Here is a 25,003-nt window from a genome sequence, read left to right as displayed (position 1 = left end):
CGCCTAGAAACGGGCGCCTTCTTCGACTCGGATCCGTTCCATGTACTGGGTCAGTGCGGCGTTGATCACAGCCAGAACAAGGAATAGTAGAATGCCCTTGGGCACCAGGGCGTGAATTTCCGGGTTAGGCGCCGTGCTGGCGGTTACCAGAATCAGACCCAGTATGTTGCGGGCCAGACGCATGGTAAGCATGGCGCAGAGATACCCGGATTGGAATGCCGATTCGGCACCTTTGAGCAAACGGCCGAAGGCCGGCATCAGGTGCACGGTATTGAACAACAGGACGGAAAAGATAACTAATTGAATAACACTGTAAATGGTCATGACCAGAAGACTACCTAACGACAACACTGCTGGTTTAAAAACGGTCGGAATTATCCCTGATTGGACAGATTTAATCCAGTTCAGGGCTGTGCCGGCTAATAACTGCTGTTCAGAAGGTCGTGGTAGTCACTTCGAAATCTCTGGAAGCTCAGATAGTTATTCTGGTGATCCACCAGACTTGCCGAATTGAACGCTTCTACAAAGGCCCGGGATTCTCCTGTACTGATTTCACCATCGAACCCGCCATCCCAGTCCAGCAGCTGCACCATTTCCAGCAGGACTGTCATCGCCAGGGCGCCATTCGCCTTTTCCAGGTATCGGTAGGCCAGACCGTAATGCTCGAATCGATACGGGATGTTAGCTGCGTCATCGGGAATGACGTCCCAGAGAGGGTCGTAGTCATAATGCTGATAGACCGGGGCAACCGGCTCGCCTGCTACAACAATGGCCTGACCCTCGGCAAACCAGTGGGGCAGCAAACTATAAACAGCATCATATCGAGACAGGTTCTCCTGAACGAAATGAACAATCTCGTGGGTGACAATCTGGCCGACTTCATAGGGCCACTGGCCATAATAGGGGTTGAATGCTACCGCAGCCGGTGAGGCCGATACAAACTCACTGCGCGGCACTTCCGGGCTGAGACAACCGATTACCTGCCGCGGATAGGGTGCTGCTGCGCTGCGGTCTTCGACAAAATCGGACCAGCGTAACTGGAACCGGCTCAATACGCCGTCGATTCGGCGCTCGAGCTCCGAAGCGGCTGCCCGGAACGAGGTCTCGCTGTAGGCCGGCGAACCATAGACCCGCACCCGGCCGCTGTGAGTCTCGAAATACAGCGGTTCGTTTCGGCATGCCTCGGTATAGCGGGTTAATGACCAGGCGCTGGCCGGGTAGTGCCGGCCGGTATCCCGTGCGTCGAAGAAGAGGCCGGAGACGAAGCCACCGGAATCCGGATAATGATGACTGTCTGAGGTGGTGACCTTGCAACCGGTCAGTACCATTGCGAGAACACTGAGTATCAGCATGGCTTTACTGGTTGCCATAAACGACTCCCGAATCGATTCTGTTTTTCAGAATCATCGCAGGGTTTTCGGGAAGGCTCCGTCAACAGGGTGTAAAAATCAGGTAAAGCGAGCTAGCGTATTAATTGATATGAATGAGAGGGAACGGATAGATGGATTACATCGCTCCTGTCAGCAGCGCCATCATGGCGATCGTCTGGATTGTTTACTTCCAGCTGTTCTTCCTGCAGTACAAACGAAACAACCGCCCTTACCTGGTGATACACCACGCCCAGAATGAAAATCCGGATGCCCTGTGTCTGCTGGTGAACATGGGCAAGGAAACGGTGCACGTACAGTGTGTTCAGGTGGTTCTCTACACCCGCGCGGGCGACGAGAAAATCATGACGGTGACCGAGTATCGTCGTGTTGGCGCGGACGACGCCAACGTGCACCAGGTCCTACGGCAGGGGCCATTGCAGCCCGGTGGATATCTGGTGCTGGGCTCGTTCAGGAACATCATCCTCGGTCGTCGCAGTGAAGAGAGTGAAAGCGACTACCTGTTCGAGGACATCACCGGCGTTGAAATCCGGGCAGCTGTGATCCATGGACCCACAAAATACCCGGTTGGTGTGCGGCGGAGTTTCTCTCTGAGCCATGAAGGTGGCCCCGAGATTTTCCCGCGGAATATTCACAGCGAACAACTTGTTCGGCGAAAGGATCGACATCAGGTACGTCGCTGGGTTGAAGAGGAACTGCAGCCCGAGTGTCGGGGGAGCTCCGAATCTGACGACTCGGACCAATCCGGACCAGAAAAATGAAAAGTGAGTCAGAGTCCTGTTGTGGCTATCAGAGCCCTTGGTTAGTACGCCCCGCGGATAAGATCAATCCCCGGCGTCAGAACCTCCCGCCACGCTGAATCCAGTTCAGGGGTGTACTCCGGATCATGAAGGCGGACGGTTTTCATGAGCGAATCCAGCCATAGGGGATACCACTCGGGCTTGATGTTGTAATGCGAGCGGTTATGGCTCTCGCCAAGCGCTCTCAGCTTGCGGTCCGACATGCCGCGAGCGTGAAGGATTAACTGCATGATGCCGTTGCGCAGGAGGTGACGTTGCGCGCCCATATCCGTATTCGCGAACCGATCCTTGATAATGCTCGAACTGGCCATGAAGGAGTCATAGAAGTCGACGAAGAAAGCGTCTTGGTTACAGCAGCGTCCGTAGCTCTGAAAAACGAGGTCCGTTTTATTCATTTGCAGTAATTGTCCTTGCCTGATCTGTTATTAATGAAATCGAGGCGAGAGAATACTCGGCATAATGAACAGGTTCAGTTGAAATTTGTTACTGGTTTTCCGAAATAACTGTCGCTGAATCAGTCATATAGCGGGGCTTCGGGTTGCGTTTTCGGTCCTCTTTGCTGAATATGAAGATGTACATTCGCTAACATAGGAAAGGAGGCAACGCATGTCATTGAAAGACGAACTGATTAGAAAAGCCGAAGCGCAACTCGCAGAGTGGGAAAAGCAGGCCGATTCACTGAAAGCCGAGGCAAAAGCCAAAGAAGCGGAAGCTGAGAACGAGAAGGCCAGCGCGGAGATTCAGCAGAGTGCATCTGATGCATTGCGTTCGGTCGAAAACAAAATCTCGGATGGCCGCAAAAAGCTGGATGAGCTCAAGCAGAGCGGCGAAGACAATATTGATTCTCTACGCGAAAAGCTCTCTGATCTGGTCGGTCCGGGAGACAAGCGTTAAGGTTATTGAAACCGGGTGTAGCAACGCTGTCGCTTGACCAGTAAACCCTGCCACTGCTCATGCTTGTGGTGGAGTTCGTAATGCTCCATCACAGACATGAGCTTGCCGAGGTAGTCGCATTGACCTGAAGCCGGCAGCCACTCCCCCAGCTCCCGATTGTTACGTTTCCGGATGTCTTCTCGGGGCAACCGAACCATATTGTTTGGATCATTCAGAAACTGTTCCCGAAGCCCATCATCCAATCGAGCAGCACCCCAATTCTCGGCGTACGCCAGAGGTACCAGCTGAGTGGTCTCTTTGCTGGCTGACTGCGATTCTCCGGTTCCAATAACTAAGCCTATGGCAAGAACAACTGTCGCGCTCAGGAGTACAAGCGGTTGCGTCTTCATGGCAGAAAACGGACCAGTACCCAGCCACTGATGACAATGTGAGCCAGGGTTACAAGTACGGATAAACCGTGCAATACGCCGAACCGTTTTTTATTGCCGGTGTCATTCGCCCGATTGATGGCGGGCATCAGAATCTGGCGAGTGGGTAGTGTTGAGAGTGCAATAATGGCCAGCCAGATGGCGCTGCATAGATCGCTCCGCCAGACGAAGATGGCGGCCAGCAGCGAGATGCCCATTACCAGCAAGTAGAACACCGGGAAGGCTCTTCGTATCGACGCGCCAGCGGTGTCCGGCGGCAATACTGTAAACAGAAAGCCGGCAAAACCTGCGGAATAAAGCACCATGCCGCCGAATAGGGCGGCGGTGAGAAGAAGTGCGACCGATTCCATCATGACCCACCTTGCTCGTGCGTTGAATACTCCAGAACCTACGAGCAGGTTTGGCAAAGGGCTTATCCGGATCCGGACAAAACTTTGTGATCTGACAACTCCGAATTGCTGGAAACAACGTACGAAATAATTCAGTTGCGAAACAACGAGACTGGTCTGGAGCGGTTGAGAGTATGCCTGAGGGTCCCGAAATACGCCGCATGGTCGATGACATCGATAAGGCCGTGGGCGGCAAGACAGCGCAATCAGTGTTCTTTGCCTTTGAACACCTGAAAACTTTCGAAAACGCCCTTCGCGGACGCAGAGTGGAGCGAGTGGAAGCGCGTAGTAAAGCCGTCCTGGTGTTTTTCGAAGCCACTGACGAAGACGGGCCCTGGTGTGTGTACAGTCATAACCAGCTCTACGGAAAGTGGCGGATCGGAAGGCCTGATGCGGAGCCGAGGACCAATCGTCAGCTGCGGTTTGCGATTGTTGGTCAGAAGAAAGCTGCCCGGTTATACAGTGCGTCGGACATTCAACTGGTTCGGCCTGATGAACTGAACGAGGTTCCTTACCTCTCCCGGCTGGGACCGGATCCTCTCAATCAAACAGTTGGAATAGACCAGCTTTTAGCCGTGTTCGTAGAAAAGCGCTTCCGTGGCCGAAACCTGGGTGGTCTGCTTCTGGATCAGGGGTTCGTTGCCGGAATCGGTAATTACCTCCGCTCGGAAATCCTCTTTGAGGCGGGTATCTCACCGCGGGCACGACCCCGTGATCTGGATGCCGATCGGCGGTCGAGGTTAGCGGAGGCGATTCTGACTCTGGTGCAGCGAACCTATCGTTTAAAGGGCGTCACCAATCCTCCCGAGCGTGCAGAGCGGCTAAAACAGGAAGGATGGACGTTCGGACAGCGTCGGCACATGGTATTTAACCGCGATGGGGAACGCTGCCATGATTGCGCGTCACCCCTTGTTAAAACCCTGATGGCCAGCCGGCGGCTGTATTATTGCCCTGTTTGCCAGGGCGTGCCGGCCTGACTGGCAACGGTTTGCCACTGGTTTTGGTAAAACCGCTCAATTGAGGTCTGCTCGTCGTCTATCTGGAACAGATACAGCCAGTCGTTATCGATCAGCTCCTGCACGACCTTGTGTTTTTGAGCGATCTCGGCAATGGCTTCCTTCGGTGCGGCCAAATACACGCTCAGGCGCAAGGGCTCGTGAACCCAGCGCTCGCCATCATGTACCGACTGCAGCGGCAAACCGATTCGCAAATCGCCGCCGTTGCCTTCGAAAACACCAAGATGGCCGCCAACCACGTTGTGCAGGACTTTGTTGCCGCTGCCGTAATGCAGGTTGTCAGTGACGGACATGAAGTACTGCAGGTTGATCCAGTGGGTGACCACCATAGGCGCGGTCATGATCAGTTCGAGTATGTTGAAGCCTTCATCCTCGCGCCAGCGGTAGTCGTGGAGGAAGCTGCGTCCGCCGAGGTCCAGGTGTCGCGTGGCCGAGCGAGGCGCCACGATAAAGCTGGCGTTGCCGGCAAGGCCCCATTCAGGGCGCACTTCGGACCAGTCCTGGCTGCGTTTTTTGATGGCGCTGTCGACGTCATTCTCGTTCGCGATACCAAGACGGATGGCGCGTTCACGACGTGCCTGTGTGCCGGCATTGGCCAGGAAGTTCCGGATTTCCTTAGGAACGTCACCTGCGAATTCGACCTCGTCGGTGGTTGTGTTGTGCAGCGCTCCCACGAATTGGGTTTCGGACGGAATCGAAATCCCCTGCTCAGCCAGGGCCACGCGCACGTCCTTGTCGTTCAGGATGCCGGCGAGTACGCGAACGTTCACCGAGCCGGTCTGTCCGCCGCAGGCGCCGCAGTCGAGGCCTGCGGCATGGGGATTATTGCGGGTACTGCTGCCGTGCCCGACCAGCAGTACAGTAGGAGCAAACTGATGAGTCAGGGTCATGGCCCTTAGAATACCCCCAGCCAAGTCTGCTTTCTCCCTGGCGTCCAGCAAGGTGCCATTCTGACGGATTTCGAATTCGGTCTGCCCCTTGTGGAGTTGGTCGACCGGGTTGTCCGATGACTTGCCAAAAAAGGTTTTGCGGACCATACGTCCCAGGCCTGCCAGGCCCATGCTCTCGATAAAGCTGAAACTTGCCGGGCCGGCATTGGAAAACTGTGACCAATGGGAGTGGTTGGCCAACGATTGCCGGCTGAAACTGCCGGCAGATTCGGCCTCTGTGACCTCGAGCGCTGGTGCCAGCAACCCGGGTAATTGCGGCCGGCAAAATTCGGTGCCTTTGGGGCGATACGAAATCGGGAGCCCGAAGAATCCGGCAAATCCGAGAGTCCGGATCGCGGGGTTCTGGGCTTCCAGGACGCGACGGAAGACCTCCGAGCGAACATCAATGCAGAATGCCGCCTGTAACTTGAGCGGCTGATCGTCCGAGCACAGATGCTCAGGCCTGGACAGAAGTTTTTTGGCGAGCTGTGACTGATAGACCACCTCTGCTTCTGTTTGCTGACGCCAGCCTGTGGTTTGAGATTGTTCATGGGTCTGCAACATCTCTGGCCAGGCGTCCCACTGTTTGAGCCAGCGCTGTTTCAGGTCGGCGAAGATAGCACCGCCAACATGCTGCACGTGTCGCCAGATGGCTAGCTCCCAGGCCAGCCGGATGGCCAGCAGGCCGGGCAGAAGATCTCCCTCGCTGCCTTCCTCACTGCCATGCAACCTCGCCTGCCAGCGCAAGTAGGCGGCCCAGGATGACCATCCGTTGATATCCAGCAAGAGCGCATGGGCATAGTCCGGAGCATAGTCGGGTTGCGATGCGAGGGCGTTAAGGGCATCGGTTATCAGTTTTTCATGCTGATCCGGTAACACCTGAAATTGAGAGGGCAGAGACGGTTCTTCCATAACGATGGCAATGCCGCGGTCAGCCCGGGTCATCTGCAGCCAGCTGTGATACAGATCCTGGGCATCGGCTTTGAAATCTCCGGCATCCAGGCGCTGGAAGTAGTCGCCGCAAAACTGGCTGATCTGGTGCACAACCTCATCCTGCCAACCCACGTGATGGGCGGTATCGCGGTTACGATCCAGTTGGGCGCTGAGATTCTGCCAGTGCTCAGGCATGCTGGCGGTCTCGGCAGCAGCCGGGCCATTGCCCTCGCCGCCAAGGGCGGCCTGGTTCTGACAGCAGGTACCATTGAGTGCCGCCATCCGTGAGGCGACCCGGGTGAATGGCAGGTCCCGCATTTCCCAGAACGGATTGACGGCGATCATCTGATCCAGTGGCCATGAGGGAGCGATTCGCGCGCAGGCATCGGTAACCGCTGCCTGCCAATCCGGTGTATCCGTGGTTGCTTCGGTGATGGCATTAAGGCTCGACGCTAACATTATGCGGACTCCCTGGAACCAGAAGTTGAAGAGACGCTGACCACGGCTCGGGGCCGCACGACATCAGGCAGTTTTGCCGGCCAGATTTTCAGGGTCAGGCGTGTGGACCACTCATCGAGGTAGCCTGCGGCAAACAGAAACCGGTAAAGCCTGGCGCCTGCGGGTGAGAAACGGTGATAGCGAATCTGGTAGTAGCCGCGCACCAGGATCGCAATAAGGGCGGCGACAAAAGCCACTTCCGGCAGGCTTGCCTGGCTCTCCGGTGATGCGAGTACCATGTCGAAAAAGGTTTTCTGGAGCCAGTACAGTACCCAGAAGGCGGCACCAATAATCAGACCTCTACCAACGGTGAGAATGCCTCCCCCTGCTGACAGGAACTCTGAGAGCAGAATCGTCAGCGCGATGCCCGGCACAATCCATGAAAACATGTGCGCTGTGCCTGCCTCATTGGACAGGAAAATAGTCGGCAGCATGAACAGGCCGGCCAGAGCGGCGGCGGCCAGCCACTGCTTTGGCCCGGGCTCGTTGATCGAAACCAGACGTTTTTTCATGGACAACTCGACGGTATTGCCGGCGTTAAGGAAGGTGTGGGCTTTGTAGGCGGAATGGGCCACCAGGTGCAGGAGTGCCAGCTCGTAAAGGCCCAGGGCGCATTCAACCAGCATCCAGCCCATCTGGGAGCAGGTTGACCAGGCCAGCCTTACCTTGATGGAGATACGAGTCATCATGACAAGGCTGGCGAAGACCGCGGTGGGGCCCGCCACTGCCAGTAATAGCCACTGGGCAGCGTTTACTTCTGAAATGAGCGGCGCCATCAGAATCATGAGGAAGCCACCAAGGTTAACAACGCCAGCGTGAAGCAGGGCAGAAACTGGCGTGGGCGATTCCACCACCTGGATCAGCCACCCGTGGAACGGCATCTGCGCGCATTTCAGCAGTGCAGCCACGGCCATCAGAATCGCAGCGATTTGCGCACCGAAGGGCACCTCTGTTGCACCGGATACCTGGGCCAGAATCCGATCAATGAACGGCGTGTCGTACTGGACATAAAGCAGGAGAAACGCAAAGGCGAGGCAGAGCTCTGCAATTCGCGCAAAAATGAATTTTTTGTGGGCGGCCAGGGCAGCACGCGGGCGATCAGGAAAGAACATCAGCAACTGGTGCAGGCTCACGCTGATGGCAACCCAGCTCGCGAGGAAGACCAGCAAATGATTGGTGATGGCGATCATGGCAACACTGGCGAGGATCACCTGCAGCCAGACCATGAAGCGGCGCTGGCCCGGATCCCCCGCAAGATACCTTTGCGAGAAGCGTCCCAGCACCATTCCCAGCAAAGTGATCAGCAGCAACATGATCGAGGCCAGAGGCGCGTGACTGAACCAGACGCCAGCGACGGGCCACCACCAACTTCCGATCGCGGCAGCCACAGCGGAAACAAAGGCAAGTTTGAAGGTCAACGACCGTGCGAGAAGGTTGCTCTGGTTGGTTGCCAATCCGGTCGCCACGGCTCCGGCAACGTAAAGCAGCGGCACCAGCAAGGAAAACAAGGATTCGATCGCCTGAACATCGAACATGCGAGGACCTCGGAATCAGGAGTATTTAGTACGCGTAGTATCCGAGGGTTTTGCTGTGAACAAAAATATATATATCTGATTGATGCGTTCCCTTTTAAAGAACGATATGCCTGGAGGTTTGTAAAAGCTTCCCTCAATCACCATATTTCTGCGTCTACGAAATGATGCACCGATTGGGCTCGAGCTCATCGTTCAGTTGCCATTTCTGGAAGACGCGTGCAAGAAGAGAGAACCGGAAAAGACCGAGGCAAAGAATTGGATTGTGAAAAAAATGGGGCGTTCCTGGCTCGAAGGAAAAAGCACTCGACCCTGACCGCTGGCGTATACCACCCCAAGCCCGAAGCAATTACGGCCGAGTACTGGGGGGTCTTTGTTGATAAGACGCCCTACATATTATTGGTGTCTGACGAAGAGCGCAGCGCTCGTGAAAAGGCCGAGCGACTCGCCGAATCGGCTAGTTTTCGCACGTTGCTGGAAGCAACCCTGACAGCCTGTCAGCGGATTGAAGCGAAACCACTTGATGGCCGCGCGGTGGATTGGGGCGAGCGGTTCACCGTGATCAGCGCCAGTCGCTCAGGCGACGTTGAAACGGGAACTCGGGAAATCGGTGAGATCAGGGCAATCCTGATGCCCGGTTGCCACCAGGCCGTGGCGGATACCCTGTGTATCGACGATACGCTGGCTACGGTGATTGATTCGAAGTTCCCGCAGGTTTCGAATTTTGATGATCTTCCGGAGCTTTCTGAACGAGACGTGAAAATGTCGCTGGGTAATCTGGAAGCCCGCAAACACCCGCGAGGTGGTCACTGAGGGCGGGTGTTCGCCGGCAAACAGATACTGCTTTTTGTTCACTGTGTCGTTGTCTGCCGTGAACTAAGGAAAACGTCCATCGCATCCGGGCCGATGGGTCGGCTGAAGAAAAAGCCCTGGGCATCGCATTTTGCCTGCTTGAAAAACGCCACCTGAGCCTCGGTTTCAACGCCCTCGGCAATCGTTTTCAGTTTGAGGGTTTTTCCCAAACCAATAATCGCACGCACAATGGCTTTGTCTTCTTCGTCATCCGGCAAATCCATCACGAAAGACCGGTCTATCTTCAATTTGTCGATGGGCAGTCTTTTCAGGTAGCTCAGGGAGGAATAGCCGGTACCGAAATCATCAATGGCGATGGTGATGTTTCTCTCTCTAAGTGCGTGAAGCTTCGGTATGGCCCTTTCCGGTTGGTGCATGAACGAGCTCTCGGTTACCTCCAGTTCAAGATGCTCTGGCGGCAATCCGGATTCATCCACAATCGCAAACACCTCTGCAAGAAAGTTCTCATCGTGAAACTGCGATGCAGCCACATTGATAGAGATGCGCCCTATGTCCAAGCCGGCATCCAGCCAGGCTTTCCCCTGGTGGCAGGCCGTTTGCAGCACCCACTGTCCTATGTTTCTTATGGTGCCATTTTGCTCGGCAATCCGTATGAAGCGATCCGGTGTAATCAGTCCCTTGTCTGGATGCTGCCAGCGTATCAGCGCTTCCATACCGGTTAGTTTTCCAAGCTCCAGATCAAACTGCGGCTGGTACTCGAGGAAGAGTTGATTGTCACAAACAGCCTTCCTGAGAGCATTCTCAAAGAAAACGTACTCAAGTGCACGGGCGGTCGACTCGCTCGAATAGAATGCGTAGGTGTTTCTGCCGTTCTCTTTGGCCTGATACATCGCTGCATCTGCGTCAGCCAGCAGTTTTGCTGCGTCATTGGAGTCCTGCGGAAAGAGGCTGATTCCCATACTCACGGTTACCCCGATCTCGACCTCGTCCATGGCGAACGTTTCTTTAAACGCTTTCATCAGAGTGTCGGCGACCTGTCCGGCATGTTCCGCGCCGTCAATGTCCTCCAGAAGAACGACGAATTCATCACCTCCAAGGCGTGCTGCCGTGTCGGAGGCACGTAGCTGCTCCCTCAGGCGAGCAGCTACGTGCTTCAGCAGTTCGTCCCCTGTGGGATGGCCCATACTGTCATTGATATTTTTGAATCGATCAATGTCGATGAATAACACCGCTATGGAACGGCCGGTTCGCTCCGACAGACGGATGCTCTGTTGCAATCGGGAATTGAAAAGGAGGCGGTTTGGCAGGCCCGTCAGGGGATCGTGGTGAGCCAGATAATCCAGCTTTTCCTGGTGGGCTTTCAGTGTGGAAATATCTGAAAAAACGGTCACATAGCCGACCGGCTCGTCTTTGTTGAGAATGGTGCTGATGGTCAGTAGTTCCGGGAAGATACTTCCGTCTTTCCTGCGGCTCCAGATTTCACCACGCCAGTGCCCGTTTTCTCGAACGCTTTGCCAAATGGCATTGAAAAAGGTTGGATCGTGTCTTCCGGAATCAAGAAGGTCGGGAGTTTTGCCGATTGCCTCCTCTTCCGTGTAGCCCGTGATCTGGGAAAAGGCGTCATTAACCTCAATGATCCTGTTATCCAGATCGCTGATTATTACGCCTTCAACCGTACTCTGGAATACCGTCGCGGCTTGACGCAGCTTATCATCAGCTATGCGTGCTTCCGTCACATCAATCGCAACTGCATAGATCAACCCCGCCTCGGGGGATGTCACTGATGACCAGGACAGCCAGCGGTAGGAGCCGTCTTTGTGCCGATAGCGGTTTTCAAACTCTGACGACCCTGCGCTGCTTTCTGCCACTCTGCCGGCTTCACTCAGGGTCTTCTCACGGTCCTCCGGATGGACGAACTCGATGAAGACCTCTCCTTCCAGTTCGTCGCGACGATAGCCCAGCTTTGTTTCCCAAAGTCCATTGACCCGTACGAAATTGCCCTCGAAGTCGACCATCGCGTTCATCGCCATGCGTTGATCGAAGAAACTGTCCAGTGCTTCCTGGGTCTGACGTTCGCGTGTTACGTCAATGATCACGCTATTCCAGCATATGTCTCCATTTTCACGCTGTTTGGGAGTGCCAGTGCCACTCAGCCATTTCACAACACCGGATGCTGGCTTGATCCGCCACTCGTGCCTCCAGAAGGTCATGGTTTCCGCAGAGCCACGAATCGACCGGGCCAGTCCCTCGACATCCTCAGGTAGAATCATTTCCCACAGTGGGCCTGGATCACGCTTCAGTCGTGCCGCCTTAATCTCCCACAGATCAACACAACCCCGGCTGATGTAGCTCAACTGGTCAGTGCCGTCAGGATGGAGAATATACTGGAAGATTGCCCCGGGGATGCCGTCGGTAAGCTCCAGGTAAAGAGCGTTTTCCTCGCCTGGTGTGGAAAAGACTGGGTCTGAACTCATCGGAATGCCAATTATTAGATATCCTAACTAAATATAGGCGGTTGGCGTCTGATTTTCCAAGAGGGCGTAGCGGAGTGCAGGGAAAGCTTGAAATTTCAGTTGCAAGTCTATGCCAGGGAAATACGGTAACGAGTGACGCCAGCTTTTTCTTCTCTGGTCCATTCAATCCGGTGGCCAGTGATATCACAAAGGGCCTGAAGGTCCTTTCGGCCGGTAGGATCATCCGTCAGGAAATCGACCAGAGTTCCGCTGGGCAGGTCTTTGGTTCGTTTTTTGAAGCGCAGGATGGGGAGAGGGCATACCAGACCGACAGCGTCGATCTGGTATGCCCCGGACTGATCAGTCAAGGCGAACGCTCTCGGCGCTGGTCTGCTGGGCTGACGACCAGCCAAACTGATTCAGCACCATCGGCGAAGCCGTGGCAATAAGCAAAGCCGCGACAAAAGCGGAAATCATGACCTTCACGACGAACCTCCTTTGCCTTGTTTAGCTTCTACCTCAGCGACCCACAGATCGTGGTGCTGGCGGGCCCATTCCAGATCCACCTGGCCGCTGCCCATGGCGTCGAAGGCACCTTCCATACCGACCGAGCCGATGTAGATGTGGGCAATGATCGCCAGCATCATCACAAACGCCACAATCGAGTGCCAGATGTTCGCATATTGCATCTCTTCATGGGGCGCCAGGTCCGTCGGGAAGCTGGTTCCCAAAACGCTGTTGATCACCGCGAAAGTGTCTGCAAACATCGGCATTTGGAACGGAAACAGCAGTGACAGGCCGGAGAGAGAGACCGAGGCGCCCAGTATCATCACCGTCCAGAAGATGATTTTCTGGCCAGCGTTGAATTTCTTCGCGGACGGGTGGCCATGGGTAAAGAGCCCACCGCCTACCTTGAGCCATTGCCAGTCCAGTTTGTTGGGGATGTTGTGGGCAACCCACATCACGAATGTCATCACAAGGCCGAGCATAAAGGACCAGGCGATGTTGTTATGGATCCACTTGGATCCGGCTGCAAGGGTTGCGAAGGCATCCGGTCCCATGACAGGGATCAGGAAGCTGCGGCCCATCAGGGTTATCAGTCCGGTTATGCCCAGGGCAATGAAAGAGCCAGCCAGGAGCCAATGGCCAAATCGCTCAACAGCTTTAAATCGCTGAATCGTGGTGCCTGCCGGGCCGCCATCGATCATGATTTTGCCGCGAACAAAATAGAACACCACTAATAACGCTATGAAGCCAAGGATTGCTCCGCCGCCGTAGGTGATGACCGGTCCTTCCCGCAGCTGCCACCAAGGCATCCCGGCGTCCTGAATGAGGACCTCGGCCGCTGGCCCCCGCACTTGCGTTGTGGGGTCAATTTCGTTGTAGCGAATAGCGCGCCAGTTGTCTGAGTCGGAAACCGCGCCCCTGGTACCCAGTTGATCCGAAATTGGTGCGGCGTCAGCGGGGTTGCCCAGGTTTTCAGACCGAAAGGAATCGTCCATCTCCAGCTGTTTCTGGCGGCGCATTATGTCTTCGAGGGTCTGGGCGCCCCCGGTCGCTGTTCGATCAACCGTCGGGGACTCTTGTGCCCAGACAGGGTTGATTAGCAGCGTCGCCAGCACGAGGATGGCGGCACTAAAAAGTTTTGTTTTCATTAGAGCACTCCAACGGAATCGACAAGAAGAAATTGTTGCCTTGACCGACGTCGGGGCCCCGAAGGGGCCCCGTATGAGTCAGGCCAGTTTATGCACCCTTCTTCTCGTAGGCTGTGCCCCATCCCCAGGCGCCGGAACCGAAACCACGGTTCACAACACGCTGGCGATAGATATCCGCTACCTCGTTGCCGTCACCGGCCAACAGGGCTTTGGTTGAGCACATTTCCGCACAGATCGGCAGTTTACCCTCAGCAATACGGTTGCTTCCGTATTTAGAGAACTCAACTGTGGAATTGTCTTCCTCCGGGCCACCTGCACAGAACGTGCATTTGTCCATCTTGCCGCGGCTGCCAAAGTTACCCGCTTGCGGGAACTGTGGCGCACCGAACGGGCAAGCGTAGAAGCAATAGCCACAACCGATACACAGGTCCTTGGAGTGCAGTACCACACCGTCTTCGGTCTGGTAGAAGCAATCCACCGGGCAGACGGCCATACAGGGGGCGTCTGAACAGTGCATGCAGGCTACCGAAATCGAACGCTCTCCTGGCTTGCCATCTTCGATGGTTACCACTCGGCGACGGTTGATGCCCCAGGGGACCTCATGCTCATTCTTACAGGCCGTTACGCACGCATTACATTCGATGCAGCGCTCGGCGTCGCAAAGGAATTTTGCTCTTGCTTGTCCTTCAAGTGCCATGGTCTACACCTCTTGTTATGCCGGCATAATCGCACATAGGGTGGCTTTGGTCTCTTGCATCTGAGTGACCGAGTCATACCCGTATGTTTGAATTGTGTTGGTGGATTCGCCCAGAACGATGGGGTCGGCGCCCTTGGGATACTTGTCCCGCAGGTCCTTGCCCTGATAGTGCCCGCCGAAGTGGAATGGCATGAACGCCACCCCTTCTCCAACACGCTCTGTCACCATGGCCTTAACCTTGATTTTCGAGCCTTCCGGACCGGACACCCAGACGTCATTGCCGTCGCGGACATTCAGATTGTTGGCGTCGCGTGGGTTGATCTCGATGAACATGTCCTGCTGCAGTTCGGCCAGCCAGGGGTTCGAACGGGTTTCGTCACCGCCACCCTCGTATTCGACCAGACGGCCGGAGGTAAGGATGATCGGGAACTCCTTGCTGAAGTCGTTCTTCTGGATTGACTCATACATGGTTGGTACCCGCCAGAAGGTCTTGTCTTCATAAGTCGGGTAGTCTGCCACGAGATCGCGACGGTTCGTGTACAACGGTTCACGATGCAGCGGCACCGGATCCGGGAAGTTCCAGACAATGGCACGGGCCTTGGCGTTACCGAAGGGCGCACACTCGTGCTTGATGGCCACGCGCTGAATACCACCCGACAGGTCTGTCTTCCAGTTGGTTGACGCGCCGGCCACTGCTTCAATGCTGGCTCGCTCCTCAGCCGTCAGGTCACCGTCCCAGCCGAGATCCATCAGCATCTGCATGGTGAACTCCGGGTAGCCGTCCTTGATTTCCGAATTCTTGGAGTAAACACCGTCCGCGAGAATGTTTTGGCCGTTGTGCTCAACACCAAAGCGGGCCCGGAATGTCAGGCCGCCTTCGGAAACCGGCAACGACATGTCGTACAGGTTGGCGGTGCCCGGGTGGTTCATCTCCGGGGTGCCCCAGCACGGCCACGGCATACCGTAGAAGTCACCATCGCAAGGTCCACCAACCGCACGCAGGGTGGTCTTGTCGAAGTGGTGCTGGTACTTCATGTGCTTCTTGAGCCGCTCCGGCGACTGACCGGTATAGCCAATGGTCCACATGCCGCGGTTGAATTCGCGGGTAATGTCCTCAATTGACGGCTCATTGCCATCAATGGCGATGTTGCGGAACATCTGATCGGTAAAGCCGAACTTGTCCGCGAACAGTTTCATGATTTCGTGATCGACCTTGGAGTCGAACAGCGGCTCTACTACTTTTTCACGCCACTGCAGAGAACGGTTCGACGCTGTTACCGAACCATAGGTCTCGAATTGGGTGGTTGTGGGCAGCAGGTAGGCGCCTTCCTTGCGATCGTGGAGAACGGCAGAAACGGTCGGGAAGGGGTCCACTACAACCAGCAGGTCGAGTTTCTCCATGGCTTCCTTCATTTCCGTCATCCGGGTCTGGGAGTTGGGCGCGTGGCCCCACAGAACCATGGCCCGGGTGTTGTCCGGCTGCTCAAGGTTTTCCTTGGCTTCCAGAACACCGTCAATCCAGCGTGAGACTGGAATGCCCTTCTCGTTCATCATGGCGCGGGACTTGCCGTCTTTATCCCAAACAGCGAAACGGCCTTTCAGATAGTCGAGATCTTCTTCCCAGACTCTTGCCCAGTGGGCCCAGGAACCAGCAGACAGACCGTAGTAGCCGGGCAGGGTGTCAGCGAGTACGCCCAGGTCCGTTGCGCCCTGAACGTTGTCGTGGCCACGGAAGATGTTGGTGCCACCGCCGGCGACGCCCATGTTGCCGAGGGCCAGCTGGAGCACGCAGTAGGCGCGGGTGTTGTTGTTACCGTTGGTGTGCTGGGTACCACCCATACACCAGATAACAGTGCCTGGCCGGTTGTTGGCCAGAGTGCGGGCAACACGCTCAAGCTGTGCACCCGGCGCGCCGGTTACACGCTCAACTTCTTCGGGATTCCAGCGCTTCACTTCCTCGCGAATGTCTTCCATGCCGTATACACGGGTACGGATGAATTCTTTGTCTTCCCAGCCGTTTTCGAAGATGTGCCAGAGAATACCCCAAACCAGCGCAACATCGGAGCCCGGGCGGAAACGCACAAACTCGTCGGCATGGGCCGCTGTGCGGGTGAAACGCGGGTCGCAGACGATCAGCGGGGCGTTATTTTCTTCTTTCGCCTTCAGCACATGCAACAGCGACACCGGGTGCGCTTCGGCGGGGTTGCCCCCGATGATGAAGATCGCCTTGGACTTGTGGATGTCGTTGTAGGAGTTGGTCATTGCGCCGTAGCCCCAGGTATTGGCTACGCCGGCAACCGTTGTGGAGTGGCAGATACGGGCCTGGTGGTCCACGTTGTTGGTGCCCCAGTAGGCCGCAAACTTACGGAACAGGTAGGCCTGCTCGTTGTTGAACTTTGCGCTGCCCAGCCAGTAGACCGAATCGGGACCGCTTTGCTCGCGGATTTCGAGCATCTTGTCGCCGATTTCGTTGATGGCGGTATCCCAGGAAATCTTCTGCCACTGACCGTTGACCATTTTCATGGGCGACTTGAGACGACGCTCGCCGTGGGCATGCTCCCGTACGGAAGCGCCTTTGGCGCAGTGAGCACCCAGATTGAAGGGGCTGTCCCAGCCTGGTTCCTGGCCGGTCCATACGCCGTTCTGAACTTCGGCTTCGACGGTGCAGCCGACCGAACAGTGCGTACAGACCGATTTCTTGACGACCACTTCTCCGCCACCGGTTGCCGGAGCCGCAGCTTCAACTCGTCCCGATGTCAGCGACAGTGCCGCCAAACCACCCACTGCCACGCCGGACGTTGTCAGGAACTGACGACGGTCCAGAGTCTTGGCAGCGAGAGAAGAAAGCAAAGAGCCTGCACGGGAGCCTTTCGCTACCCCGTTGGTCTTCTTCCTTAACATGTTGTTTACCTCTCTCTTTATTGTTCTCGTTTTTTCGGAAAGCTGAGTCTCGCAAGGGCCTTTCGCAACCTCGGTCAACTCAAATCCCCGTTAAAAGCGAGCCGATTCGAAATACTTACGTGTGTGTTCGGTATCACGTAAACCGCGGCTTTTCGGGACGTCTGTTCTGACGACCTCGGCTGCGGCATTCGGTGCAACCGTCATGGCAACAGCAGCTGGAGCTGCGGCTGCGGCCATTTGCAAGAAACGGCGACGGCTGTTTTCACGCTTCGGGTTGTCCATTGGACACCTCCCCCTGGGTTTATGGGACCTTGAGATCCCGGTTACTGAATTGCAAAGGCGTCGGCTTCCACGGCCATGAAGGCTCGACCAAGCGAACCTGCTGGCGCGTAGAAGATGGCGCTTTGCGCTTCTTCCAAATCAGTAAAAAACAAGGCTGCCCACTTCGCCAGATGGGCATCAAAAAACGCTTTTTGCGACGGCAGTCCGCTGTCGCACGGAAATTCGCCAGTAATGATGCCGGCCATGATTTCGCAAAGGGTGCCGATGTGATCTTCCGGCTCCTTTACATCGCTGCGGGATTTGATTCCGCGAGACATGAGATCGGTTCGCAGCTCCGCCAGGGGCTTCTCATTCAGGAATCCGGTGAGGTAGTAACTGGCGTAGGGAAGCAATTCGCCACGACCGAGGCCAACAAACAGATTGTTGAACTCTCGCTCGGCGTCATACGGGTTGGTACGTTCGGCGAGGGCTGCCAGGTTCTTGCAGGCTGAACCCAGGGGCGTCTCGTCACCCTGCAGTGAAGCCAGCCCCTTCAGTAAGTCATTGGAGGGTGGGTCTGCAAGCAGGACGCCCAGCAGTTGATAGATCTGGGCCCTGGCACGATCCTCTTCGGAGATCGAACGGGGGCACTGGATTTCCGCAGTATTACTCAACTCATCTTCCTTCTAATTATTATTTGCGGTCTGTCACGCTATTCTAGTACATATTCCGGAATATTGGCCCGACCGACCTTTAATTTGCTAATAGCTGAAATGTATTCTGCTAATAGTCAAAACGCATCCGAGGACGGAATCGAGGTTCCGGCTCCTCTTCTGGCTGGCTGGACTGTTCTTGGGCAAGCCGTTGCTCGGGAAGTTCCGTCGGCGTTGCCCTGTCCTCCAGCTCGGGGCTGTCCTCGGTCTCCGGTTCCTCGGCGGTTGTCGAATCAGGTTCAGCCATCGATGAAATTGCCTGGTTTTCTGACTGATCCTCCACGACGTCAGCGGCTTTTTTGGCCTTGTCCACGAGGCCTTCGCCCACTTTATAGAGCGTTTTCACGGTTTGGCCGGCCGTCGAGGCCAGAGTGTAGTCCTCGTCGTAATCATTAAGACCATCGAGAACTGCAAGCACAGGGTTAGATTTCCAGAGGCCCCGGAGCGCCTTTCGGCGAAGGAACTCCGGAATTTCCTTGCGCATGAAACCGGTGATGTCCGTACCCAGTTCGATGTTTTCGGGGTCGGGCAGGTCATACTTCTCTAGTAGCTCGTGTTCCGGCAATGCTTCATTGGTCGCAAGTTCCTGCTCTTCCGGGGCTGGTTCGGTCTCGATAACCGGAGGAGGAGGAGATGGTTCCGGGCGCTTGGCGGCTTCGGCCTTCTTGCGAGCCCAACGCTGGAGTCTTGATTCGGCCATTACTGAATTCTCGGCTTTTTGATGTTCGCAGGGGCACGGTAAACGTCGCTTTCCTGGCGAATGCGCGGGTCGCCCTTGGCATCCTCGGCGCCATCAACGCGGACCTCATCGCGGCGACGTTTCTTGAACGGCTCCTCGATGTAGTGCATGTCAATAAATTCCTTGATCCAGGCCGCCATGGATTCGGGAATGGGAACCGCCTCAACAATGCTTTCGCCGCTATCAAGGGCATCCAGTGCTTCATGGGCGCTGGCGGTGATGGTGCTCACGACCCATCCGGAGGGTGAATGGCTCGTTACATCCCTGTCCATGATGATCCAGATCGATGGAACGGCCATGTTCAGAGAGACCAGATAGCCTTCGACGTCGGCCCGAAAAAGCTCCATCGTAACGGTGCCCGCGTGGTAATCGACCACATCTTCCTCGCAAACCAATTCTTTCCAGAATGCATCAGGTGCCCCCGGTATAACGGCAACTGGCTTCCAGATTTCCTTTACCCAGCAAGTGACGCCTGGAGTTCGGCGAACGACAGCGCCGACCCTCAACTCGCGTTTCCACTGTTCTGTACGACTACTCATGGTGCTTCTCATTTTTTGTTATAGCTTAAAACTAGCAGGACACAAAAGATTATCCAATTGTCCAAAAGATAATGCCTGTGGCATGCTCGAAAAGCGATACGTAAGTGTAAACGTATAAAAACAACGAAAGAGTCAATTTCCTGATGACGGCACATAAGACTTTATTACTATGCAGCTGTGACAAATCACAGACCTTCGATTCAGAGGCTTTGCGCAAAGCCGCGGCCGCTGAGCAGGTGATTGCAGTTGATCAACTGTGCGGCAAGGAGTTGAGTGTTGCCGCCGAGCATCTGGGCGCCAGCAATGACGTCCTGATTGCCTGTGGCCAGCAGGCGGCTTTGTTCGAGCGCCTCGCCGAGGACGTTCACGCCGAGATCCAACACTCCGCTCCACTCCAATCCATTGATATCAGGGACCGTGCTGGCTGGAGCGCCCCCGACGCGAAACCCGAGCGCCTGCACGCGAAGCAGGCAGCCCTGATTGCCGCCGCCCAATTGCCGTCGCCCATGGCGCCGGCGAAAACCATTCAGTCCAACGGCGTGTGCTGCATCGTCGGTCCCACCGAGAAGGCAATCCGGATGGCCGGGCTTGTGCAGGACGAACTGGGTGTTACCTGCATTGTTAATGATGCCGGTCCCATTCAGCTGCCATCCGCCGCTTACGACGTGGCCAAGGGCCAGTTGACGGGAGCCTACGGTGCACTTGGCAATTTCAAGCTGGAATTTGCCCACCTGCAACCCTTACACCCGGCCGGTCGCGGTGAGCTGGGTTACGAGGCGGCCAAGCCCACCGCCCGCAGTGAATGCGATGTGTTTATCGATCTGCGGGGCGGCGCCCCGGCATTTCCGAGCCACGAGAAGCGCAACGGCTACTTCTGGGCGGATCCGGAAAAGTCCGGCGAGCTGGAGCGCATTGCCCTGACGGCAAGGGAAATGGTGGGTGAATTCGAAAAAACTGTGTACTTCAGGCTCGAAGAGTCTTTGTGCGCGCACTCCCGGGCCAACAAGCCTGGTTGTACCCGGTGCCTGGATGTCTGCCCGACGGAGGCTATTTTTTCCTTCGGGGATCACATCCAGATTGATTCGGATATCTGTGCCGGTTGCGGCTCCTGCGCTGCTGTCTGTCCCACCTCTGCAGTGACCATGAATGAGACGCCGTTCGAGGCGCTCACCAAGGCTGTGGAAGTGATGGCCAAAGTCTATCGCGAGCATACTCACGAATCGCCCCGCCTGGTTTTCCATACCCTGGAGGCTGGCACAGAGGCCATTGCCAACCTGGCTCGCTACGATAATGGTCTCGCGGATGATCTGATCCCGATGGGGCTGGAGCATGTCGACCGGATCGGCCACGCTGAAATCATGGCGGCATTTGGCGCCGGCTACGCAGAGGTTCTGATCCTTGCGGACAACGAGCTGGATCGCCGTGCAGTGGCCGCAGAAGTGGAGCTGGCCCAGTCTATGCTCAAGGGTACCCACAACTCTCCGAGCCGGGTTAGGGTTATTTCCGCCATCGAGCTTTGCGACGCCGGCGACAATGCCGGTCGCGTGAGCGACCCTGTGCTGCTGGTTGGCGGTCGCCGGGATATCACCCGGGTGACAGTGGCTGCCATGTCGGAAAAGATCGAAGAGCCGATTCCGTTGCCCAAAGGTGCGCCTTACGGAGCCATCGAAATTGATTCCGATAAATGCACGCTCTGCCTTGCCTGTGTATCACTATGCCCGACCGGCGCCCTTGGTGACCATCCGGATCGACCCGAGGTGCAGTTCACGGAAAACGCCTGCGTCCAGTGTGGTATCTGCGAGAGTACCTGCCCGGAGACCGCCATCACCCTGAAGCCCCAGCTCGATGTGTCCAAGGCGGCGCTCAGTGCCCGAGCGTTGCACGGTGAAGAGCCATTCGAATGCATCAAGTGTGGCACCCCGTTTGGCGTTGCCAGCACGATTAACCGTATCGTCGAGAAACTGGAAAACCAGCACTGGATGTACAAGAACTCTGATAACGTGCAGCTCATCAAGATGTGCGATGACTGTCGGGTCAAGGCCCAGTTCCATGGGAGCACAGCGCCCATGGCCGGTGGCGAGCGCCCGCGGGTCCGCACCAGCGATGATTATCTGGACAGTTAAAAACAACAGGACACACCATGGTTGAGTACACCGAAGTAGGAAAAAATCCGAATCTGATCGGAACTGACGCTCCGAGGCCTCAGGACAAGAACCCGAGGGGCGTGGATCGCATTATTGCCATTGCGTCGGGCAAGGGCGGCGTTGGTAAATCGACCGTGTCGTCCAACCTGGCTGTGGCCCTCGCCTCGAAAGGGCTGAAGGTCGGCTTGCTGGACGCTGACGTCTATGGGCCGAGCCAGCCCCGCATGCTGGGGGTTTCGGGCCGGCCGTCCAGCCCGGATGGCAGCACCATCCTCCCGCTGAGGAATCACGGCGTAACGATGATGTCCCTGGGCCTGATGGCCCCGGAAGACGAAGCCATTGTCTGGCGCGGGCCAATGTTGATGGGCGCCTTACAGCAGATGATGAACCAGGTTGAATGGGGCCGGCTGGACGTACTTCTGGTGGATCTTCCACCGGGCACCGGTGATGTCCAGATGACCCTGAGCCAGAAATTCTTCGTGGCCGGCGCGGTCGTTGTCTCGACGCCCCAGGACATTGCTCTGATGGACGCTCGGAAAGGCATTGACATGTTCAAGCGGATGGATGTGCCGTTGTTCGGACTGATTGAGAATATGGCCTCGTTTATCTGCGATGGTTGCGGCAAGGAACACCATCCGTTCGGACACGGGGGTGCGAGGGCGGAAGCCGAGAAATTGGGTGCGCCTTTCCTGGGAGAAATTCCGCTGGATCTTGATATCCGGTTGGGATCGGATGGTGGTGTTCCGATTGTGGTCTCGAAGCCGGACAGCCCCCAGGCGCAGGCTTTCCAGCGCATTGCGGATGAAATTGTTGCCTCTGACGTCTACGCACGGGCCATCCAATGATCGAATCACCCCAGTTCCCGCCGTTACTTAAGGGAGAAGTGGTACCCAGACACACGGACCCGTTTGATAAAGCCGTCAGCCGGGCCGTCGCGGGTGTCGATTCCGGCACGGTGTTCTACTCCGAGCAAGACGACACCCTGCGCGCGGCCCTGGTTCTGGCGCCGGAAACACCCCTTGAAGAGGCCATCCAGGCAGTCTACGTCGCCCAGATAGGCCTTGCCGAGAGCCTGGGTGCGTTGGCCCCGCCGGAAGTGCCGGTGCACTTTCAGTGGCCCGACCGGATCAAGGTAAACGGTGCGCTTTGCGGCAGTGTCCGTTTCGCGGCGGATGTTTCCGATCCCAAGGCCTATCCCAACTGGCTGGTTATTGGCATTGAAGTACCTTTCATTCCGATGACGGACCAGCCGGGAGAAAATCCGGATGAAACCTGTCTGTATGAAGAAGGGTGCATCGAAATCACGCCCATGGCCCTGCTGGAAAGCTGGTCCAAGCACACTTTGTTGTGGCTGACCTACTTTCTGGACAGCGGCTTTGAACGGGTACACAACGAGTGGCGGCCACGATGCGACACCTTGGGCAATATGATCGAACTGCCCAGGCCCGGCATCTTCGTTGGCCTGGATGAAAAAGGCCGGATGCTGTTACGTCAGGATGTCATGACCGAGACACTGAGTTTGATCGAATTCGCGGAGCACGTATGAAACTGGCCCGAACCCTTCAGCTGGATATATCGGACGAAAACGTATTTGAAAAGCCTGCACCCAGCGGTGAGTGGGCCATCTCCGGTGGCTTCGAGTTCTCCAACTGGACCGAGGCAGACCTGAAAGGCAAAGCCCGACAGGCGTTCAGTAACGGCTGGTACAGCATTGAATCAGGCGGGCGCGCCAGTTTCGTGGGTGTCTGCAACATTACCGAACCGGAACTGGAGCATGTTCGCCGGACCCTCGCGCAGACATTTGTTGACCATTACGGCGCGCCAGATATCGACGCGGCCTACCCGGTTGCCTGTGAGGAAATCGACCAGATGCGCAGCATGTGCGAGGATTTCGAGGACAACACGCTGTTGATGGTCAGCCGCACGCTGACCGAGTTGGGTGTCGAGGAAACCTACCGTTCCCGGGGGCCTCAGGATGCTTCACTGGAAGCCTTTGCGGTTCATGGCAGCGTAGACTGATTACAGGCCGAAGCTGCCGTAAGGAATGAACCGCACGGGGGTGCCCGGATCTATCTGCTGGGCGCTCTCATCCAGTTCCACCAACCCCTCGGACCAGGCCAGGCCGGTCACCCGTCCGGAGCCTTCAGAACCGAACACCTCAACCTGCCCATCCCGGACCCGTGCCCGCAGCATCTCGCTGCGTCCGGGTTTTTTGTTCTTAGAAAAATTGGCCGGCATCACATAGGCCTGAGGCTCGAACCATTCTCCGCCCGCCAGTAATGCCATGGCCGGGGCGCCAAACCGAAGGGCGCAAACCCAGGCGGCCACCGGGTTGCCCGGCAGACCCACCACGGGCGCGCCCTGGAACATGGCGAGGGCCAGGGGGCGGCCCGGTTTGATGGCAATGCGCCAGTTACTGATGTCGCCGTGGGCTTTCAGTGTTTTCGACACGTGATCTTCGTCGCCGGCAGACACACCGCCGCTGGTCAGAATCAGATCGCAGTGTTTCGCGCCCCGTTCAAGCGCCGCTTTCACCTCTTCGGCCCGGTCAAGCACATGGCCGAGATCCACGAGCTCGTAGCCCAGTTGCGAGATCAGGGCGCTGAGCATCGGGCGGTTGGCGTCGTAGATCTGCCACTCGGTCACCGTTGCGCCGACCGGTTTCACTTCATCACCGGTAGACAGGACGCCGACCCGAAGCCGCTGATAGACATCGACAGAGTCGACACCCACGCTGGCAAGTACGGAAATCTGGGTCGGGCTGAACCGGGTTCCGGCAGTGAGGATCTTGTCCTGTGCCTCGATGTCTTCACCGGCTTTGCGGGCATTGGCACCCGCTTTTAGCGTGCCATTCAAATGCAGCTGGCCATTCCGGACTTCGCAGTCTTCCTCCAGAACCACCGTATCCGTGCCGGCTGGAATGACCGCGCCGGTCAGAATCCGGATCGCGTGGCCTTGGGGCATCTGCCCCATGTAAGGCTCACCGGCGGCACTGCGGCCATCCATCAGCGGCAGTGTGCAGGGTACGTCTGTTATCGGCCCGGCAAGGGCATAGCCGTCGACAGCGGAATTGTTGCTTGGGGGATGCGCCCGGGGAGCGTAAACATCGCTTGCCAGGATACGACCGTTTACCTGCGAGAGCGGAACGGCCCGCTCAATCTCCACCACGGGGTGCAACCGTGAACGCAAACGCTCAAGGGCCTCTTCGACCGGGGTCCAATTGATGCCGGGGGGAAGGGCAAAGCAATCGTTGCGAAGCGGTTTCATGGATCTTCGGCTCC

At 56.6% G+C, this 25,003-nt stretch carries 26 protein-coding genes; 8 read left to right on the top strand and 18 right to left on the bottom strand.

The features are described 5' to 3' along the window. Positions 1-3 precede the first annotated feature (3 nt). A complete protein-coding gene (locus CFT65_RS00640) occupies positions 4-324 on the bottom strand; it encodes a hypothetical protein (RefSeq protein WP_088826133.1) in 321 nt (106 codons plus the stop codon). 95 nt (positions 325-419) lie between these two features. Then, positions 420-1,370, bottom strand: a complete 951-nt coding sequence (locus tag CFT65_RS00635; protein ID WP_088826132.1) for a hypothetical protein — start codon at positions 1,368-1,370, stop codon at positions 420-422. A gap of 131 nt (positions 1,371-1,501) precedes the next feature. Here CFT65_RS00635 and CFT65_RS00630 point away from each other — a divergent pair, with 131 nt between their 5' ends. Further along, positions 1,502-2,149, top strand: a complete 648-nt coding sequence (locus CFT65_RS00630) for a hypothetical protein (protein WP_088826131.1) — start codon at positions 1,502-1,504, stop codon at positions 2,147-2,149. A 41-nt stretch (positions 2,150-2,190) separates the two neighbouring features. Here CFT65_RS00630 and CFT65_RS00625 read toward each other — a convergent pair whose 3' ends face one another. After that, the gene (locus CFT65_RS00625) at positions 2,191-2,583 is read right to left on the bottom strand and encodes a globin (RefSeq protein WP_088826130.1); all 393 of its coding nucleotides are present in this window, start codon (positions 2,581-2,583) and stop codon (positions 2,191-2,193) included. A 211-nt stretch (positions 2,584-2,794) separates the two neighbouring features. Here CFT65_RS00625 and CFT65_RS00620 point away from each other — a divergent pair, with 211 nt between their 5' ends. Then, positions 2,795-3,082 (top strand): hypothetical protein, encoded by a 288-nt coding sequence (locus CFT65_RS00620; protein WP_088826129.1) that lies wholly within the window; start codon positions 2,795-2,797, stop codon positions 3,080-3,082. A gap of 2 nt (positions 3,083-3,084) precedes the next feature. Here CFT65_RS00620 and CFT65_RS00615 read toward each other — a convergent pair whose 3' ends face one another. Next, positions 3,085-3,471, bottom strand: a complete 387-nt coding sequence (locus CFT65_RS00615) for a hypothetical protein (protein WP_088826128.1) — start codon at positions 3,469-3,471, stop codon at positions 3,085-3,087. Beyond that, positions 3,468-3,863, bottom strand: coding sequence for a DUF4149 domain-containing protein (locus tag CFT65_RS00610; protein ID WP_088826127.1), 396 nt, complete (start codon positions 3,861-3,863; stop codon positions 3,468-3,470). The genes CFT65_RS00615 and CFT65_RS00610 overlap by 4 nt, the downstream gene beginning before the upstream one ends. A 170-nt stretch (positions 3,864-4,033) precedes the next feature. On the opposite strand from CFT65_RS00610, the gene nei reads away from it, so the two are divergent. Next, complete coding sequence (nei, locus tag CFT65_RS00605) at positions 4,034-4,876, top strand: endonuclease VIII (RefSeq protein WP_088826126.1); 843 nt, start codon at positions 4,034-4,036, stop codon at positions 4,874-4,876. Here the strand turns inward: nei and CFT65_RS00600 are convergent. Continuing rightward, positions 4,843-7,236 carry a YbcC family protein gene (locus tag CFT65_RS00600; protein ID WP_088826125.1) on the bottom strand — a complete coding sequence of 798 codons (2,394 nt, stop codon included), beginning with the start codon at positions 7,234-7,236 and terminating at the stop codon, positions 4,843-4,845. The genes nei and CFT65_RS00600 overlap by 34 nt on opposite strands. Beyond that, positions 7,236-8,810 carry an NADH-quinone oxidoreductase subunit L gene (locus CFT65_RS00595; protein WP_088826124.1) on the bottom strand — a complete coding sequence of 525 codons (1,575 nt, stop codon included), beginning with the start codon at positions 8,808-8,810 and terminating at the stop codon, positions 7,236-7,238. Before CFT65_RS00595 ends, CFT65_RS00600 begins: the two co-directional genes overlap by 1 nt. A 255-nt stretch (positions 8,811-9,065) precedes the next feature. Here CFT65_RS00595 and CFT65_RS00590 point away from each other — a divergent pair, with 255 nt between their 5' ends. After that, positions 9,066-9,620, top strand: a complete 555-nt coding sequence (locus CFT65_RS00590; RefSeq protein WP_228705746.1) for a hypothetical protein — start codon at positions 9,066-9,068, stop codon at positions 9,618-9,620. A gap of 38 nt (positions 9,621-9,658) precedes the next feature. Here the strand turns inward: CFT65_RS00590 and CFT65_RS00585 are convergent, their stop codons facing one another. From CFT65_RS00585 to CFT65_RS00545, 10 genes are all read right to left on the bottom strand, one after another. Beyond that, positions 9,659-12,094 (bottom strand): EAL and GGDEF domain-containing protein, encoded by a 2,436-nt coding sequence (locus CFT65_RS00585; RefSeq protein WP_088826122.1) that lies wholly within the window; start codon positions 12,092-12,094, stop codon positions 9,659-9,661. 107 nt (positions 12,095-12,201) lie between these two features. Then, the gene (locus CFT65_RS00580; RefSeq protein ID WP_088826121.1) at positions 12,202-12,441 is read right to left on the bottom strand and encodes a sulfurtransferase TusA family protein; all 240 of its coding nucleotides are present in this window, start codon (positions 12,439-12,441) and stop codon (positions 12,202-12,204) included. Beyond that, on the bottom strand, positions 12,434-12,559 hold the full coding sequence (locus tag CFT65_RS19395; RefSeq protein ID WP_267283781.1) for a hypothetical protein: 126 nt from the start codon (positions 12,557-12,559) through the stop codon (positions 12,434-12,436). The genes CFT65_RS00580 and CFT65_RS19395 overlap by 8 nt, the downstream gene beginning before the upstream one ends. Beyond that, a complete protein-coding gene (locus CFT65_RS00575; protein ID WP_088826120.1) occupies positions 12,556-13,728 on the bottom strand; it encodes a formate dehydrogenase subunit gamma in 1,173 nt (390 codons plus the stop codon). Before CFT65_RS00575 ends, CFT65_RS19395 begins: the two co-directional genes overlap by 4 nt. A gap of 88 nt (positions 13,729-13,816) precedes the next feature. Continuing rightward, positions 13,817-14,425, bottom strand: a complete 609-nt coding sequence (gene fdh3B, locus CFT65_RS00570; protein WP_088826119.1) for a formate dehydrogenase FDH3 subunit beta — start codon at positions 14,423-14,425, stop codon at positions 13,817-13,819. Positions 14,426-14,440: 15 nt separating this feature from the next. Beyond that, the gene (locus CFT65_RS00565; protein ID WP_088826118.1) at positions 14,441-17,326 is read right to left on the bottom strand and encodes a formate dehydrogenase subunit alpha; all 2,886 of its coding nucleotides are present in this window, start codon (positions 17,324-17,326) and stop codon (positions 14,441-14,443) included. Positions 17,327-17,416: 90 nt separating this feature from the next. Next, entirely contained in the window at positions 17,417-17,608 is a 192-nt protein-coding gene (locus CFT65_RS00560; RefSeq protein WP_081449860.1) for a twin-arginine translocation signal domain-containing protein, read from the bottom strand. Positions 17,609-17,649: 41 nt separating this feature from the next. After that, positions 17,650-18,261 carry a TorD/DmsD family molecular chaperone gene (locus CFT65_RS00555; RefSeq protein ID WP_088826117.1) on the bottom strand — a complete coding sequence of 204 codons (612 nt, stop codon included), beginning with the start codon at positions 18,259-18,261 and terminating at the stop codon, positions 17,650-17,652. A 109-nt stretch (positions 18,262-18,370) separates the two neighbouring features. After that, positions 18,371-19,000, bottom strand: a complete 630-nt coding sequence (locus tag CFT65_RS00550; protein ID WP_088826116.1) for a DUF3306 domain-containing protein — start codon at positions 18,998-19,000, stop codon at positions 18,371-18,373. After that, positions 19,000-19,578: a DUF3305 domain-containing protein gene (locus CFT65_RS00545; protein ID WP_172408397.1), complete on the bottom strand. Its 579-nt coding sequence runs from the start codon at positions 19,576-19,578 to the stop codon at positions 19,000-19,002. Before CFT65_RS00545 ends, CFT65_RS00550 begins: the two co-directional genes overlap by 1 nt. Before the next feature lie 143 nt (positions 19,579-19,721). Here CFT65_RS00545 and CFT65_RS00540 point away from each other — a divergent pair, with 143 nt between their 5' ends. The 4 genes from CFT65_RS00540 to CFT65_RS00525 are packed head-to-tail and all read left to right on the top strand — an operon-like array spanning position 19,722 to position 23,741. After that, complete coding sequence (locus CFT65_RS00540) at positions 19,722-21,701, top strand: 4Fe-4S binding protein (protein ID WP_088826114.1); 1,980 nt, start codon at positions 19,722-19,724, stop codon at positions 21,699-21,701. A 17-nt stretch (positions 21,702-21,718) separates the two neighbouring features. Beyond that, on the top strand, positions 21,719-22,567 hold the full coding sequence (locus CFT65_RS00535; RefSeq protein ID WP_088826113.1) for an Mrp/NBP35 family ATP-binding protein: 849 nt from the start codon (positions 21,719-21,721) through the stop codon (positions 22,565-22,567). Beyond that, positions 22,564-23,268: a biotin/lipoate--protein ligase family protein gene (locus CFT65_RS00530; protein ID WP_088826112.1), complete on the top strand. Its 705-nt coding sequence runs from the start codon at positions 22,564-22,566 to the stop codon at positions 23,266-23,268. The genes CFT65_RS00535 and CFT65_RS00530 overlap by 4 nt, the downstream gene beginning before the upstream one ends. After that, positions 23,265-23,741 carry a DUF6505 family protein gene (locus CFT65_RS00525; RefSeq protein ID WP_064229096.1) on the top strand — a complete coding sequence of 159 codons (477 nt, stop codon included), beginning with the start codon at positions 23,265-23,267 and terminating at the stop codon, positions 23,739-23,741. The genes CFT65_RS00530 and CFT65_RS00525 overlap by 4 nt, the downstream gene beginning before the upstream one ends. Here the strand turns inward: CFT65_RS00525 and CFT65_RS00520 are convergent, their stop codons facing one another. Next, the gene (locus CFT65_RS00520) at positions 23,742-24,989 is read right to left on the bottom strand and encodes a molybdopterin-binding protein (protein ID WP_088826111.1); all 1,248 of its coding nucleotides are present in this window, start codon (positions 24,987-24,989) and stop codon (positions 23,742-23,744) included. Positions 24,990-25,003 lie beyond the last annotated feature (14 nt).

It is taken from the genome of Marinobacter sp. es.048 (genome assembly GCF_900188435.1).
Lineage (GTDB): Bacteria > Pseudomonadota > Gammaproteobacteria > Pseudomonadales > Oleiphilaceae > Marinobacter.
Note: the sequence above shows the minus strand (reverse complement) of the source record. Positions and strands in the feature narration are given on the sequence as shown.